The sequence below is a fragment of the Escherichia sp. KTE96 genome, from assembly GCF_000408525.1.
GTDB classification, from domain to species: Bacteria; Pseudomonadota; Gammaproteobacteria; order Enterobacterales; family Enterobacteriaceae; genus Escherichia; species Escherichia marmotae.
The window spans coordinates 305,908-319,579 of the sequence record NZ_KE137147.1; the positions used below are offsets into that span (position 1 = coordinate 305,908).

The 13,672-nt window shown below is 50.1% G+C and carries 15 protein-coding genes; 7 read left to right on the forward strand and 8 right to left on the reverse strand.

Features of this window, described 5'->3' with window-relative positions; genetic code table 11:
- Nucleotides 1–64 precede the first annotated feature (64 nt).
- Together A1WG_RS16770 and dctP are read left to right on the forward strand one after the other, a co-directional pair.
- Nucleotides 65–994: a hypothetical protein gene (locus tag A1WG_RS16770; protein WP_001517042.1), complete on the forward strand. Its 930-nt coding sequence runs from the start codon at nt 65–67 to the stop codon at nt 992–994.
- 54 nt (nt 995–1,048) lie between these two features.
- On the forward strand, nt 1,049–2,092 hold the full coding sequence (dctP, locus tag A1WG_RS16765) for a TRAP transporter substrate-binding protein DctP (RefSeq protein ID WP_000142897.1): 1,044 nt from the start codon (nt 1,049–1,051) through the stop codon (nt 2,090–2,092).
- Nucleotides 2,093–2,133: 41 nt separating this feature from the next.
- Here the strand turns inward: dctP and mscS are convergent, their stop codons facing one another.
- The 4 genes from mscS to epd form a co-directional block, all read right to left on the reverse strand.
- Entirely contained in the window at nt 2,134–3,009 is an 876-nt protein-coding gene (mscS, locus tag A1WG_RS16760) for a small-conductance mechanosensitive channel MscS (RefSeq protein WP_000389807.1), read from the reverse strand.
- 358 nt (nt 3,010–3,367) lie between these two features.
- On the reverse strand, nt 3,368–4,447 hold the full coding sequence (gene fbaA, locus A1WG_RS16755) for a class II fructose-bisphosphate aldolase (protein WP_000034375.1): 1,080 nt from the start codon (nt 4,445–4,447) through the stop codon (nt 3,368–3,370).
- A gap of 91 nt (nt 4,448–4,538) precedes the next feature.
- Nucleotides 4,539–5,702 carry a phosphoglycerate kinase gene (gene pgk / locus A1WG_RS16750; RefSeq protein WP_000111269.1) on the reverse strand — a complete coding sequence of 388 codons (1,164 nt, stop codon included), beginning with the start codon at nt 5,700–5,702 and terminating at the stop codon, nt 4,539–4,541.
- A gap of 49 nt (nt 5,703–5,751) precedes the next feature.
- Complete coding sequence (gene epd, locus A1WG_RS16745; protein ID WP_000218495.1) at nt 5,752–6,771, reverse strand: erythrose-4-phosphate dehydrogenase; 1,020 nt, start codon at nt 6,769–6,771, stop codon at nt 5,752–5,754.
- Between the two features lie 371 nt (nt 6,772–7,142).
- Between epd and A1WG_RS16740 the strand changes: the two genes are divergently transcribed.
- The 5 genes from A1WG_RS16740 to A1WG_RS16720 are packed head-to-tail and all read left to right on the forward strand — an operon-like array spanning nt 7,143 to nt 10,219.
- Nucleotides 7,143–7,574 carry a PPC domain-containing DNA-binding protein gene (locus tag A1WG_RS16740; RefSeq protein ID WP_001517043.1) on the forward strand — a complete coding sequence of 144 codons (432 nt, stop codon included), beginning with the start codon at nt 7,143–7,145 and terminating at the stop codon, nt 7,572–7,574.
- Between the two features lie 22 nt (nt 7,575–7,596).
- Nucleotides 7,597–8,175, forward strand: coding sequence for an ECF transporter S component (locus tag A1WG_RS16735; RefSeq protein WP_000113901.1), 579 nt, complete (start codon nt 7,597–7,599; stop codon nt 8,173–8,175).
- Nucleotides 8,176–8,883 carry an energy-coupling factor transporter transmembrane component T gene (locus A1WG_RS16730; protein WP_000553213.1) on the forward strand — a complete coding sequence of 236 codons (708 nt, stop codon included), beginning with the start codon at nt 8,176–8,178 and terminating at the stop codon, nt 8,881–8,883.
- Nucleotides 8,871–9,548 carry an ABC transporter ATP-binding protein gene (locus tag A1WG_RS16725; RefSeq protein WP_001517044.1) on the forward strand — a complete coding sequence of 226 codons (678 nt, stop codon included), beginning with the start codon at nt 8,871–8,873 and terminating at the stop codon, nt 9,546–9,548. Before A1WG_RS16730 ends, A1WG_RS16725 begins: the two co-directional genes overlap by 13 nt.
- Entirely contained in the window at nt 9,542–10,219 is a 678-nt protein-coding gene (locus tag A1WG_RS16720; RefSeq protein WP_001517045.1) for an ABC transporter ATP-binding protein, read from the forward strand. The genes A1WG_RS16725 and A1WG_RS16720 overlap by 7 nt, the downstream gene beginning before the upstream one ends.
- Here A1WG_RS16720 and A1WG_RS16715 read toward each other — a convergent pair.
- The 4 genes from A1WG_RS16715 to A1WG_RS16700 are packed head-to-tail and all read right to left on the reverse strand — an operon-like array spanning nt 10,191 to nt 13,671.
- Nucleotides 10,191–10,904, reverse strand: a complete 714-nt coding sequence (locus A1WG_RS16715; RefSeq protein WP_001517046.1) for a nucleoside/nucleotide kinase family protein — start codon at nt 10,902–10,904, stop codon at nt 10,191–10,193. The two genes, A1WG_RS16720 and A1WG_RS16715, sit on opposite strands and share 29 nt — an antisense overlap.
- Entirely contained in the window at nt 10,901–11,410 is a 510-nt protein-coding gene (gene fumE / locus A1WG_RS16710; RefSeq protein ID WP_001517047.1) for a fumarase E, read from the reverse strand. The genes A1WG_RS16715 and fumE overlap by 4 nt, the downstream gene beginning before the upstream one ends.
- 21 nt (nt 11,411–11,431) lie before the next feature.
- Complete coding sequence (gene glpX, locus A1WG_RS16705; protein WP_001517048.1) at nt 11,432–12,397, reverse strand: class II fructose-bisphosphatase; 966 nt, start codon at nt 12,395–12,397, stop codon at nt 11,432–11,434.
- On the reverse strand, nt 12,394–13,671 hold the full coding sequence (locus tag A1WG_RS16700) for a zinc-binding dehydrogenase (protein ID WP_001517049.1): 1,278 nt from the start codon (nt 13,669–13,671) through the stop codon (nt 12,394–12,396). The genes glpX and A1WG_RS16700 overlap by 4 nt, the downstream gene beginning before the upstream one ends.
- Nucleotide 13,672 lies beyond the last annotated feature (1 nt).

Consider the following 13,672-nt stretch of genomic DNA (forward strand, 5'->3'; position numbering starts at 1 on the left):
ATTCCTCATGGCGTAAACGACGTTATGGCTCGCTTCCCTGCTCGCGTTGTAAAGGACTAACACAATGCAATCATATGATCTCACTCTGCTCCCCTACCCTATCCGCGAAAATATGCCGCAACAACAAGGTTGGTGCTTTGGACTACCACCAGGCATAACACCCGAACAGTGGCCGCTGGATCCAAATAATGGTTTCCCATTGAATCATGGATTTACCCTACTATTGCCAGAGGACTATCGGATTTATGGACCAGAGGTTGTCGCGTTATCTTTCTTTGCAGTTGCGCCAGAACACAACGATGGCGGAACTCCGTGTACAGAAGAAATATTGGATGTGTTTGAAAATTTTGAATCCTGCACGCCCCCAGAAGATCCAAATCTTTATGTTTTTTGGCTGGCAGAAAAGCAACGACATCCACGGCTATTTCGGATGGCAGATATATTAGGTTGTTCTTATGCGGTAATTTTACTAACCCAGTACGAGTTCAACGGCCCATTTTGCGAGCCACCTGAACTTATACCTGACCACTATCGCGACCAGCAAGATACGCCAGAATGGATGACTATTGGCAGTGCATTTAGTTATTTTCAGGCTAACGTCAGACCAAAAGATACGCCTGAAAGCAATTTTATTTACCGTAAATTGGGCACCATTCCTGAGCAGTCGCTGGCGTTCAATCTGGCGATTTCATGCGAGCCGCGCGCTTTTGATCCTAATGCGGGAATTAGCCCCTCAGAAAGAAATGATACGGAATATCAGTCCATTCATTATTTTTCTAAAGATGCAGAGGGAAAGAGTAAATGTGAACCTCTCCAGTGGCATAGCGCACATCTGCCCGATCATCTCGGTGGTTCGATGGCGCTCGTGCAGCCTATACCAGACGGAATGTCGCCTTATTATATTGAGTTTGAAGAGTATTTCGGCGGGTATAATTTTGGCACAGGTAATGCCTGGCTGGACTTTAAAAATATGAAGTTTGATTTTAGTTGTTAAAGTTCACTGCTTTTAATATTAACGACGATCAACAAAATTACAGAAGGAACTGATATGACATTCAAACACTTTTTATTTTCTCTGATATCAGGGTTACTTCTGGTATCTTTCCCCAACATTGCTGCTGAAAAAATACTTCGCTATACCGATCATGAACCTTATGGTGGAATGCGTACACAACTCATTAAAGAGGTATTATTTGCAGAAATTGGAAAAGAGTCACAAGGACGTTTGAAAATTGAACCTCACTGGAACGGTGAAATCGCCATCAGCTATGACGCACTGGCGACGATAAGTGATGGCAGCAAAGCTGATATGGGTATAGTGGTGCCAGAATACACAGCGAAACAATTACCGCTTCATCAAATATTCAAGAGCTTTGCTATTGGCCCGGAGCATGGAGCCAGTCAGGTAGAATTCTTTCGTCGCGTATATGCAGAAATTCCCGAACTTAACGCTGAAATTGAGCGTAACAATGTCGTGAACTTACAATTTTTCCTTGGCTATCCGGTAGGCTTTTTTTCTACCAAACCCATTATGAAATTAACCGCTCTTCAGGGAACTTCCTGGCGAACAGCCAGTTTCTGGCATCGGGCTTATTTAGTTAATACAGGAGCAAAAACCGTAACCTTACCGTGGAATGAGCAAATTACGACAGCACTCCGCGACGGGAAACTCGATGGCTTAATGGTCAATCTCGATAGTGGGTATGACATCCATGCTGAACGTGCTGCGCCGAATGTGTTGCTCTCTCCTTCGCTCTGGCTCGGCCATGTTTATCTTTTGACGATGAATAAACACACCTGGGAAAGCCTCAGTACTCAAGATCGCGAGGCGATTCAGCGAGCTGCTATTACAACCCAGAAGGCGCTGGGCCAGGCATTAGATAACAATCTGATCAACATGGTAAAAACGCTTGAACAGGAAGGCACACATGTTCGCTATCTGACAAAAGCAGAACTGGAGGCCTGGCGGAAAGCGATTGGTTATCAGCAAGAACAAGCTCAGTGGGTAGCAAAGCAGAAAGCTGAAGGTATAGACAATGCCAGGGAAGTGATGCAAAAAGTTGCCAATCTTCTTGATAGAACAATCCATTGAATTGTTAGTGCGCCCATGAATCTTATGGGCGCTTTACATGATTAACGCGTTACCGCATCGCTCTCTTTATTCTCTTTCACCCGCTTGAAGTTCACATCCATTTGCGGATATGGGAAGCTGATACCAGCAGCATCAAACTCGCGTTTAATACGTTCCAGCACGTCCCAGTACACGTTTTGCAGATCACCGCTGTTGCTCCAGGCACGAACGATAAAATTAACCGAGGATGCGCCAAGTTCATGCAGACGCACGGTAATTTCACGATCTTTTAAAATACGATCTTCGGACTGAATAATATCAGTCAGGATCTGCTTAACCTGATCGATATCAGAATCATACGCCACGCCAATGATAAATTCGTTACGGCGCGCCGGCTCGCGAGAGAAGTTAATAATATTACCGGCAATAATTTTACCGTTCGGAATAACGATAATTTTACCGTCTGCGGTGCGCATAGTCGTAGAGAAAATCTGCACGCTCTGCACAGTACCGGCAACACCGCCGAGGTCAACATATTCACCGGCACGGAACGGGCGGAACATTACCAGCAACACGCCAGCGGCCAGGTTAGACAGCGAACCCTGCAACGCCAAACCTACAGCTAAACCTGCGGCACCCAGTACGGCGATAACCGATGCGGTTTGTACGCCCACGCGACCCAGCGCAGCAATTAGCGTAAAGGCAATAACTGCGTAACGGACTAATGCAGAAAGAAAATCAGCAACGGTGGCATCAATTTTACGGGAGATCATCAGGCGATTCACCGCATTGGAAATCATCCGCGCGACAATCAAACCAATGATGATAATCGCGAGAGCCGCCACGATGTTTACAGCATAACTCAGCAACAGCGCCTGATTATTCACCAACCAGGAACCTGCACCGTGTATGCTATCGACAACATTCAAATCTTCCATTCAATATTCCTTTTCAACTGACTCAAAATGGAGAAATACACTCCGCCGCCTTATGACGGGCAGTCTGACAAGGGTAAACAATAAAGTATAATTTTGCCAAATAGATCACAAATTTCTTAAGTACATCACCTTGCTTTTGGCGAAAAAAAGCCCCGCAGAGTGGGGCTCAGACATATGACAATGTGCGCTTTGTCATGCCGGATGCGGCGTGAACGCCTTACCCGGCCAACAAAAACCTGCAAATTCAATATATTGCAGGATACGTGTAGGCCTGATAAGCGTAGCGCATCAGGCAATTTTGCTTTTGGCGAAAAAAAGACCCGCAGAGCGGGCCTTGAGATAAGCAGAAAGGAATATCTTACAGAACGTCGATTGCGTTCAGTTCCTGGAATGCTTTTTCCAGACGAGCGATCATCGAAGTCTGACCAGCACGCAGCCATACGCGCGGATCGTAGTATTTCTTGTTCGGCTGATCTTCGCCTTTCGGGTTGCCCAATTGACCCTGCAGGTAAGCTTCGTTTTCTTTGTAGTAGTTCAGAACACCTTCCCAGGTTGCCCATTGGGTATCGGTATCGATGTTCATTTTCACTACGCCGTAGCTTACGGAGTCTTTGATTTCCTGAGCAGTAGAACCGGAACCGCCGTGGAATACGAAGTTCAGGCTGTTGTGCGGCAGGTTGTGTTTCTTAGAAACATATTCCTGAGAATCACGCAGGATAGTCGGGGTCAGAACCACGTTACCCGGCTTGTAAACGCCGTGTACGTTACCGAAGGAAGCCGCGATGGTGAAACGCGGGCTGATTTTGCTCAGCTCGGTGTATGCGTAATCAACGTCTTCCGGCTGGGTGTACAGTGCAGAAGCGTCCATGTGGCTGTTGTCCACACCGTCTTCTTCACCACCAGTGCAACCCAGTTCGATTTCCAGAGTCATACCGATTTTGGACATGCGCTCCAGGTATTTAGAGCAGATTTCGATGTTCTCTTGCAGAGATTCTTCAGACAGGTCGATCATGTGAGAAGAGAACAGCGGCTTACCGGTAGCTGCGAAGTGTTTTTCACCTGCGTCCAGCAGACCGTCGATCCACGGCAGCAGTTTCTTCGCGCAGTGGTCAGTGTGCAGGATTACAGGAACACCGTAGTGTTCAGCCATCTGGTGTACGTGATGCGCACCAGAGATAGCGCCCAGGATTGCAGCCCCCTGCGGAACATCAGATTTCACGCCTTTACCAGCGATAAAGGAAGCACCGCCGTTGGAGAACTGAACGATAACCGGCGCTTTAACTTTAGCAGCGGTTTCCAGTACGGCGTTGATGGAGTCAGTACCGACGCAGTTTACTGCTGGCAGTGCGAAGTTATTTTCTTTTGCTACCTGGAAAACTTTCTGTACGTCATCACCAGTGATTACGCCAGGTTTTACGAAATCAAAAATCTTAGACATGTTTCTTTGTCCTGTATCGTCGGGCTTGAGAAAAAGTGCGTGCTACATGAGCGCGCTGAAACAAGGGCAGGTTTCCCTGCCCTGTGATTTTTTACTTCTTAGCGCGCTCTTCGAGCATCGCTACTGCAGGCAGTACTTTACCTTCTACGAATTCAAGGAATGCGCCGCCACCAGTGGAGATGTAGGAGATTTTGTCAGCAATGCCGAACAGGTCGATTGCTGCCAGAGTGTCGCCGCCGCCAGCGATGGAGAACGCTTCGCTATCTGCGATAGCGTTAGCCACGATTTCAGTACCTTTGCGGAAGTTCGGGAATTCGAACACGCCAACCGGGCCGTTCCACAGAATAGTTTTCGCATTCTTCAGGATTTCAGCCAGTTCCTGTGCGGAAGCATCACCGATATCCAGGATCTGCTCGTCAGCTTTCACGTCGTTAACAGATTTCAGGGTAGCCGGAGCAGTTTCAGAGAACTCAGTTGCTACGCGAACATCAGACGGAACCGGGATGTTGCAGGTGGTCAGCAGACGTTTTGCTTCGTCAACCAGGTCTGCTTCGTACAGAGATTTACCTACATCGTGGCCTTGTGCCGCGATAAAGGTGTTTGCGATACCACCACCAACGATCAACTGGTCAGCGATTTTAGACAGGGAATCCAGAACGGTCAGTTTGGTAGAAACTTTAGAACCACCAACGATAGCCACCATCGGACGAGCAGGTTCTTTCAGTGCTTTACCCAGCGCGTCAAGTTCAGCCGCCAGCAGCGGGCCTGCGCACGCAACGTCAGCAAATTTACCGATACCATGAGTAGAAGCCTGCGCGCGGTGAGCAGTACCGAATGCGTCCATTACGAATACGTCACACAGTGCAGCATATTTTTTGGACAGGGTTTCGTCGTCTTTCTTCTCGCCTTTGTTGAAGCGAACGTTTTCCAGAACAACCAGTTCACCTTCAGCAACGTCAACGCCGTCGAGGTAATCTTTAACCAGACGAACCGGGTTAGACAGTTTGTCTTTCAGGTAGTTAACAACCGGCAGCAGAGAGAATTCTTCGTTGTACTCGCCTTCGGTAGGACGACCCAGGTGGGAAGTTACCATCACTTTCGCGCCTTGTTTCAGGGCCAGTTCAATGGTCGGCAGAGAAGCACGGATACGTGCGTCGCTGGTTACTTTCCCGTCTTTTACTGGTACGTTCAGATCCGCACGGATAAATACACGTTTCCCAGCAAGATCCAGATCGGTCATCTTAATTACAGACATGGTGAATCCTCTCGTTGATTCTAAAAGTTTTGCAGACGCTGCTTGCGTCTTACCTGAAAGCAACAGCGGCCATCGCTAACGTCGTGTCGATCATTCGGTTAGCAAAGCCCCATTCGTTATCGCACCAGACCAACGTTTTGATCAGGTGTGCGCCACTGACCCGGGTTTGGGTGCCATCGACAATGGCACTGTGCGGGTCGTGGTTAAAATCTACAGAGACCAACGGCAATTCCGTATAGTCAACTATACCATGAAATGCACCTTGTGCTGCCTTTTGCAACAACTGGTTGACTTCATTGGCTTTTACAGGTTTCTTCACCGTCACGCTCAGGTCGATTGCCGTCACATTAATGGTTGGCACACGTACCGCAATCGCTTCAAAGCGATCGTTAAACTGCGGGAAAAAACGCGTGATACCGGCGGCCAGTTTAGTATCGACCGGGATGATCGACTGACTGGCGGCCCGAGTGCGGCGCAGGTCGGGATGGTACGCATCAATAACCTGCTGATCGTGCATGGCGGAGTGAATTGTGGTCACAGTGCCGGACTCAATGCCGTACGCATCATCTAACAATTTGATGACGGGAATTATGCAATTCGTGGTACAGGAAGCGTTAGAAACAATGCGGTGTTCCGCGCGAAGTTGATCCTGATTGACGCCATAAACAATAGTTGCGTCGAGATCGTTGCTGCCAGGATGTGAAAAGAGCACTTTTTGGGCCCCGGCGGCAATATGCGCTTCGCCATGCTCGCGGGTGCCATACACGCCGGTGCAATCGAGCACCACATCGACGCCAAGTTCACGCCAGGGGAGCGATTGCAGTGAACGTTCATGCAATACGCGGATGGCGTCATCACCAACAAAAAGTTGATCGCGTTCCTGACGCACTTCCCATGCAAAACGGCCATGACTGGTGTCATATTTCAACAAATGCGCCATGCCCGCAGCATCCGCCAGTTCGTTGATTGCCACCACGGTGATTTCCGCCCGGCGTCCGGATTCATACACAGCACGAACCACATTACGCCCGATGCGACCGAAGCCATTTATCGCTACGCGTACGGTCATAGGTCTCCTGCAAGGCTTTCTCAAAGCAAATTTGCCAGACAGAGTAGTCCAGCAAATCGTTCGGGAAAACCTTACCTGTCGCAAATTGCGACTGATTGGTTAATTGTCGAACATTTAATCGACTGAAACGCTTCAGCTAGGATAAGCGAAACGCGGAATAAAAGGAATGATTGTCCAGTCAAAGAAGACAATTATCTGACTTACGTCACGTTTTTGGCCATGGTATGCCAGGAATTATTCCACTTTGCAGAATCACGAATAAGCGTAGCAAAATCTTTTCGCTGTGCCGTCATAAACCCTGATTTATATCAGAATATGACTGATGTCGCGTCGATATCATCCGCAATACGTCCGAGTTTCGGAGTACTTCAATGATGACATTGCCCCACCTTTATTCTTCAACTGCGCGCTTTTACGCGCTGCGCCTGCTTCCCGATCAGGAAGTTTTCTCTCAATTACGCGCCTTCGCGCGACAGCAACAACTTCACGCCGCGTGGATTGCGGGTTGTACCGGCAGTCTGACTGACGTCGCCTTACGCTATGCCGGGCAAGAAAACACCACTCATCTTCGCGGTAAGTTTGAAGTAATCGCACTGAACGGCACACTGGAACAGACAGGTGAACATCTTCATCTCTGCATTTCAGACCCACACGGCGCAATGCTCGGCGGTCATATGATGCCTGGCTGTACCGTGCGCACCACCCTTGAACTGGTGATCGGTAGCCTGGAAGAACTGGCATTCAGTCGCCAGCCTTGCGCGCTTTCTGGTTACGACGAGTTGCATATTTCCCCTGTTAAATAACACCCTTTAGAGAGGTTTTCTTATGGCGCGTCGCCACTTTTCCAGTCAGGCTTTGGTGCTGATCGTTATCTCTATCGCCATCAATATGATCGGCGGTCAACTGGCCAGCATAGTCAAATTGCCTATTTTTCTCGACTCCATCGGCACGCTTATTAGCGCGGTACTGCTTGGTCCAGTGATCGGTATGCTGACCGGCTTACTGACCAATTTACTCTGGGGGTTACTGACTGACCCGATCGCCGCCGCTTTTGCCCCCGTGGCGATGGTCATCGGTCTGGTCGCGGGTTGGCTGGCACGAGCGGGTTGGTTCCGTACTCTGCCGAAAGTCATTGTCAGCGGAGTGATTATTACTCTTGCGGTGACAATTGTTGCCGTGCCGCTGCGTACAGCCTTGTTTGGCGGAGTAACCGGTAGCGGAGCGGATTTGTTCGTCGCCTGGATACATTCAATGGGGCAAAACCTGGTGGAATCAGTGGCGATTACGGTGATAGGCGCTAACCTGGTCGATAAAATTCTCACGGCGGTGATTGTCTGGCTTTTACTGCGACAACTACCGATTCGCACCACACGCCATTTTCCAATGATGGCCGCCGTGCGCTAAATGCATCCGTTTACCTCATTAACATTGTGGGCGCTGGCTGCCTGCACCACGCTTATCCTGCCCGCGCAGACCATTTTGCCGATCTATAGCGCGGCGACCTTTTTCTGCCTTATCGCGCTAAAGGCCACGCGGCGGCGGGCAAAATATGTCACCTGGCTGATGTTTTCGCTGGGCGTCGGTCTGTGGCTGGTGCACGGTGGCTGGCTGACAGAATGGATAAGTGACGCGCCACGCTCTCCAGAACGGTGGGCACATGCCATTACGCTCTGGTTGCGTATTCTGGCTATTGTTTCAACTTCACAGTTGTGGATGCAATTCGTCCCCGTGCAAGGTTTTATCCGCGCTTTGTTTGCTTCTCGCCTGCCGCCGGGCGTCGCTTATCTGTTTGCCGGGCCGTTATTGGTCGTTGAGCAGTTAAAACGACAATTAGCGATTATTTATGAAGCACAACGCGCTCGCGGCGTGCCGCTGGATGAAGGCTGGTATCAACGTTTACGTGCGATGCCCGCGTTAATTATTCCGCTAACTCATAATGCGCTTAACGATCTGGCGATCCGCGGCGCGGCGCTGGATATGCGGGCATTTCGACTCCACAACCGGCGCACTACGCTGTGGGCACCACCTGACAGTAACCTGGAAAAAGTGGCGCGTTACACCATGATCTTGCTGATGCTGGCAGAATTCGGAGCGTGGATATGGTTACGTTAGAACAGTTTCGCTATTGCCCGACACACTCAACAATTCCTCCGTTCTGTTATGACTTTTACTATGACGAACCGGGGATGATCGCCATCTTTGGGGACAACGGCAGTGGCAAAAGCACGCTGGCGCAACTGATGGCGGGTTGGTATCCCGACTTCTTGCCGGGTGACATAGCTGGTACGGGAATGCTCCTCGATACGCCCATTGGGCAACGCTCACTCAACGAACAATCTGCGACCATTCAACTCGTCCAGCAATCCCCCTACTTGCAGCTTTCTGGCTGTACCTTCAACGTGGAAGAAGAAGTCGCGTTTGGGCCAGAAAATCTGTGTCTTGCTGAAGCAGAGATTATGGCGCGTATTGACGCCGCTCTGACTCTGACCGGGTGCCAGCCATTGCGTCATCGCCATCCGGCAACACTCTCCGGCGGGGAAACCCAACGCGTGGTCATCGCTTGTGCTATCGCGATGCAACCTAAGATTTTAATTCTCGACGAAGCCTTTAGCCGACTGACGTCGCAGGCCAGCGAAATGCTGTTGCAGCGCTTACAACACTGGGCGTTGAAACGTGATTCGCTGATTATTCTTTTTGAACGCCATCAAACACCTTTCCTGAACTACTGCCAGCAAGCGTGGCAACTGCAAAACGGAGCACTCCAGCCATTATGTTAACGTTAAATCAGGTAACTTATCGCTGGCCTGACGCAGCAACGGATTGTCTTTGCAACATTTCTCTACAACTCAAAAAAGGTGAATGGCTGGCGCTGACCGGCGACAATGGCGCGGGAAAATCGACCCTGTTGCGTATCATGGCGGGTCTTCTACCCCCTTCGTCCGGCACGGTAATGTTGCAACATCTGGCGCTACATACACTCAAGAACCGCCAACGCGCGACAAACATTGGTGTGCTGTTTCAGGAAGCGGAAAACCAGTTATTTCACAGTACCGTCGCGGAAGAGATCGCATTTGGTTTGAAACTGCAAAAATGCCCAACTGATGAAATTGCTCAACGCACCGACGCTGTCCTGCAATGCTGTCAGTTAACAGATGTTGCCAGCGCTCATCCGTTAGATCTGCATAGCGCCCAGCGACGGATGGTGGCCGTCGCCTGCCTGGAAGCTCTCGCCCCGCCGCTGTTATTACTTGACGAACCGAGCCGGGATTTTGATGCCCAATGGCTGGCAGTATTTGAAAGCTGGCTGGAAAAGTGCCGCCTTCGTGGCACGAGTGTGGTGGCAATCAGTCATGACGCCGCATTTACCCGGCGTCATTTTTCTCGCGTCATGCGACTGGAAGGTGGTGTAGTGAGGGAGGTCAATCTGCCAGACAGTATTCACCGTTAGGCGTCATCATTAAGGTCAAATTTGCAGGCCGACTCTGTTCCAGCACCCGACGAACATTCGGCCCGTCGGTACGTTCATAAAAAGCTTCAGCATCTGCCTGCGATAATCCCCCCGCCAACTTGCGCCCCACCAGTCGTTCCCGTAACGCAGATGCGGACGCGTTGATAAATATCGAGAAATCACAAAATTGCGCTAACGTGCGCCACTGCTCGTCATCCAGCAATAGCCAGTTTCCTTCGACGATGACCAGCGGCGCGGTAACGTGCAACGCATCTTCTACCGGATCATGTTTTTGTCGATCATACTGCGGCCACGTACAGTCGCCTTGCACGGCCTGACGCAGATTTTCCGCCAGTTTCGCCACGTCAAACGTTTGCGGCGCGCCTTTATAAGGGCGAAGCTGATGCTCATCCAGCCAGATGTTGTAATGGTGAAAACCATCCATCGGGAGCGTCTGAATAGCGGGTAATTCGGGATCTTGTTGTGCGAGATATTCCCAGAAGGTAGTTAAGGTAGATTTACCCGTCCCTGGTGGAGCACTCAGAAATACCACCGTACGCCGCTGCGGGTTTACCGCCTGTAAGGCCGCCAGCATACGCAGTAGCGGTTTATGTACATTTTCAATTTCATCATCAGAGTACTGCGCCTGTACCTTTAGTCCATTCACCGTCAGTTCGATTTTCACGGCGTTAATTCCTTTAAAGTTGTCGTTACTGCCAGCGTCAGCGCCGTTTTGACCATTCCGCTAAAACGCGCCTCTGACCAGACCGCGAAATCAGCGAACTTCATCGCTTTCAACGCATCATAGAGGGAAGTATTACGGGTTATGCTATTAACGTTGCTGATAAAATCCCAGGTAATGTCATCGACAAATCCGGGCGTTTCATTCTGCTCGTTCAGGTAATGCCAGAATTGAGAAAAGTGCGTAATATCGGCGTACAGCCATTTATCCATTTTCCCCAGCGCATAAATCAAACGCAGCGCAACATCAATATCGTCAAGCGGGCCGCTTTGGGCGAGCAACGGCTTCACTGCATATTCCACGATCTCTTCATCGTTATCGACAAACAGCGACGGCAGAAACTGGCGTATCCCCTGGAGCAAAATGGCATGCGCAGTTTTCATAAATGACAATAAATTGTCCTGTGCATCCAGTTGCTCAAGCACATCATCTTCTGTCAGCGTCGCCATTCGTCTTCCGATAGATCACCATCAATGCAGGGAGTCTATTATATTACACGTTTGGTCTGCGCCACCGATCAGTAATGTCTGCGTCCGCACCCCATTCGCCATCTGTTGTATACCGTTCACCAGCTCTCCGCCCGTCACACCCGTGGCGCTAAAGAGGATATTTTTATCTCTCACCAGTTCGTCGAGCGAGTACACACGGTTGACCTCAACCCCCATTTCCTTGCAACGCTGGCGCTCCTGTTGTGCAATCTGCCGATTTTCCGTGTAATCACCTTTGGCCTGACAAAAATCAATAAGCTCTGCCTGCATATCTCCACCTAACGCTTTGACTGCACAGGCAGAAATAACGCCTTCTGGCGCACCACCGATGGTGTACATCACGTCGTAAGGATTATCCTGCCAGCAAGTCAGCACACTGGCAGCAACATCGCCATCCGGCAGGGCGAATACTTTCACGCCCAGTTGCGTCGCTTCTTCAATCGCGGCATGAAGACGGGGTTTATCCAGCGTAACCATGCGTAATCGATCCAATGGTTTGCCCAATGCTTTTGCCACATTGCGCAAGTTATCCGTCAGGGGCAAAGACAGATTAATCACTCCTGCAGCCAGTCGGTTAACGACCAGTTTTTTCATATACATATCGGGCGCGTGTAACAGGCTATCTCGTGGGGCGAAGGCCATTACTGCCAGGGCATTACTCTGCCCCATCGCCACCATCCGGGTGCCTTCAATCGGATCAACCGCGATATCGACTTCTGGCCCATCACCTTTGCCAACCTCTTCGCCAATCCACAGCATCGGCGCATGGTCAATTTCCCCCTCACCGATAACCACTCTCCCACGAAAAGCGACGTCGTTTAATGCCTGACGCATCGCGGTAACCGCCAGGCCATCAATTTTATTTTTGTCGCCACATCCGGTTTGCGGCCAGGCAGCCAACGCGGCCTGTTCAGTAACGCGAAATAATGGCCACGCAAGGGACATCATTGCGCGGCCTCCCCGATATCAACGCCAAATTGTGCCAGCAGATATTTCTCGGCCTGTTCATTCCAGATGCCGTGCGTTTCCTCAACCCGTCGCGCCAACTCTTTAAACAGCGGATCTGTTTTCCCTTTTTCGGCAAAATCGGCAATGGCGGTCAGCGGCATGGTGACGCCGTTATAAATGAGTTTTTTACCGCCGGGAATATCCGGCAAATTGAGTACGGTTTCTGGCACCGCATCCAGGCCACCAATATGGGTCACCATAAACGACGGCTGCAACTGCCCCGTGGCGCTAAGGGCAATCGCCTCTTTCATATCATCCGTAGAACCACCGGACGTCCCAACGACGTGAGTGCTGTTGTAATGCACGTTGTAAAAGTTAAACGGCACTTTGAAGTTTTTATCCGTTGGCCCGGCAAAGAAGTTCAGACAACCATCTTCCGCCAGCAATTCATCAGCCATCTCAACGACCGAAGGCACCGCCGCATAGACAAAAACATCATCGAACCCGACATCTCCTGTCAGCGACCGCAGCATCTGTACCGGATCGCTCATCCCTTTGGTATTCACGTATACCAGCTCAATCCCTTTGCTGGCCGCCATCTCCACCGGCAGCAGCTTCTGTACTTGTGCCAGCCGTTTTTCATCGATGTCGACCACTACCACCCGTGATGGTTGAATGCCGCCGTTAATGGCGTAATCGATAGCGCCAATTCCCATCGGGCCAGCACACGCCAGTAGCGCAATATTGCCGCCAGATTTGACGCCCATTCGATGCTCATAAACATATTGCGTAGTGTGATAATTAGCATGATAAGCGCCAATAATGCAGCACATCGGCTCCGCCAGCGACGCCGCAGCAAAATAAGAGCCGTGATACGGTAATACGCAGCCTAAATTAATCGCGATTTCAGGAATAATCATATAGGTGGCATTACCACCAAAATATTCGTAGCTGTATCCCGCAGAATATCCGCTGGGTAACCCCATCGCAGGCTGTAAAACAAATCGCTGACCTTTTTTATATTTGTCGGTAAGATTTTTACCCACTTCAACAATGACTCCGGCACATTCATGCCCGGTGATCGCCGGGTGATTTTCTAAATCGTCCCGCACCCGTTTATGTTCGCTACCAAGCAACGCTGCTTTCCAGGTGGATAAACAAACACTATCAGAAATTACACTGACCAGCAGTTCATTATCAGTAATTTCGGGTAACTCAAATTCACGCAGACGGATATCCCGCTTGCCATAAATAGCAGCAACTTTGGTTTTCATT

What these genes read in the sequence shown, in the direction of transcription:
- A1WG_RS16770 (WP_001517042.1), top strand. Translation starts at nt 65, where the DNA reads ATGCAATCATATGATCTCACTCTGCTCCCCTACCCTATCCGCGAAAAT.
- dctP (WP_000142897.1), top strand. Translation starts at nt 1,049, where the DNA reads ATGACATTCAAACACTTTTTATTTTCTCTGATATCAGGGTTACTTCTG.
- mscS (WP_000389807.1), bottom strand. Translation starts at nt 3,009, where the DNA reads ATGGAAGATTTGAATGTTGTCGATAGCATACACGGTGCAGGTTCCTGG.
- fbaA (WP_000034375.1), bottom strand. Translation starts at nt 4,447, where the DNA reads ATGTCTAAGATTTTTGATTTCGTAAAACCTGGCGTAATCACTGGTGAT.
- pgk (WP_000111269.1), bottom strand. Translation starts at nt 5,702, where the DNA reads ATGTCTGTAATTAAGATGACCGATCTGGATCTTGCTGGGAAACGTGTA.
- epd (WP_000218495.1), bottom strand. Translation starts at nt 6,771, where the DNA reads ATGACCGTACGCGTAGCGATAAATGGCTTCGGTCGCATCGGGCGTAAT.
- A1WG_RS16740 (WP_001517043.1), top strand. Translation starts at nt 7,143, where the DNA reads ATGATGACATTGCCCCACCTTTATTCTTCAACTGCGCGCTTTTACGCG.
- A1WG_RS16735 (WP_000113901.1), top strand. Translation starts at nt 7,597, where the DNA reads ATGGCGCGTCGCCACTTTTCCAGTCAGGCTTTGGTGCTGATCGTTATC.
- A1WG_RS16730 (WP_000553213.1), top strand. Translation starts at nt 8,176, where the DNA reads ATGCATCCGTTTACCTCATTAACATTGTGGGCGCTGGCTGCCTGCACC.
- A1WG_RS16725 (WP_001517044.1), top strand. Translation starts at nt 8,871, where the DNA reads ATGGTTACGTTAGAACAGTTTCGCTATTGCCCGACACACTCAACAATT.
- A1WG_RS16720 (WP_001517045.1), top strand. Translation starts at nt 9,542, where the DNA reads ATGTTAACGTTAAATCAGGTAACTTATCGCTGGCCTGACGCAGCAACG.
- fumE (WP_001517047.1), bottom strand. Translation starts at nt 11,410, where the DNA reads ATGGCGACGCTGACAGAAGATGATGTGCTTGAGCAACTGGATGCACAG.
- glpX (WP_001517048.1), bottom strand. Translation starts at nt 12,397, where the DNA reads ATGATGTCCCTTGCGTGGCCATTATTTCGCGTTACTGAACAGGCCGCG.
- A1WG_RS16700 (WP_001517049.1), bottom strand. Translation starts at nt 13,671, where the DNA reads ATGAAAACCAAAGTTGCTGCTATTTATGGCAAGCGGGATATCCGTCTG.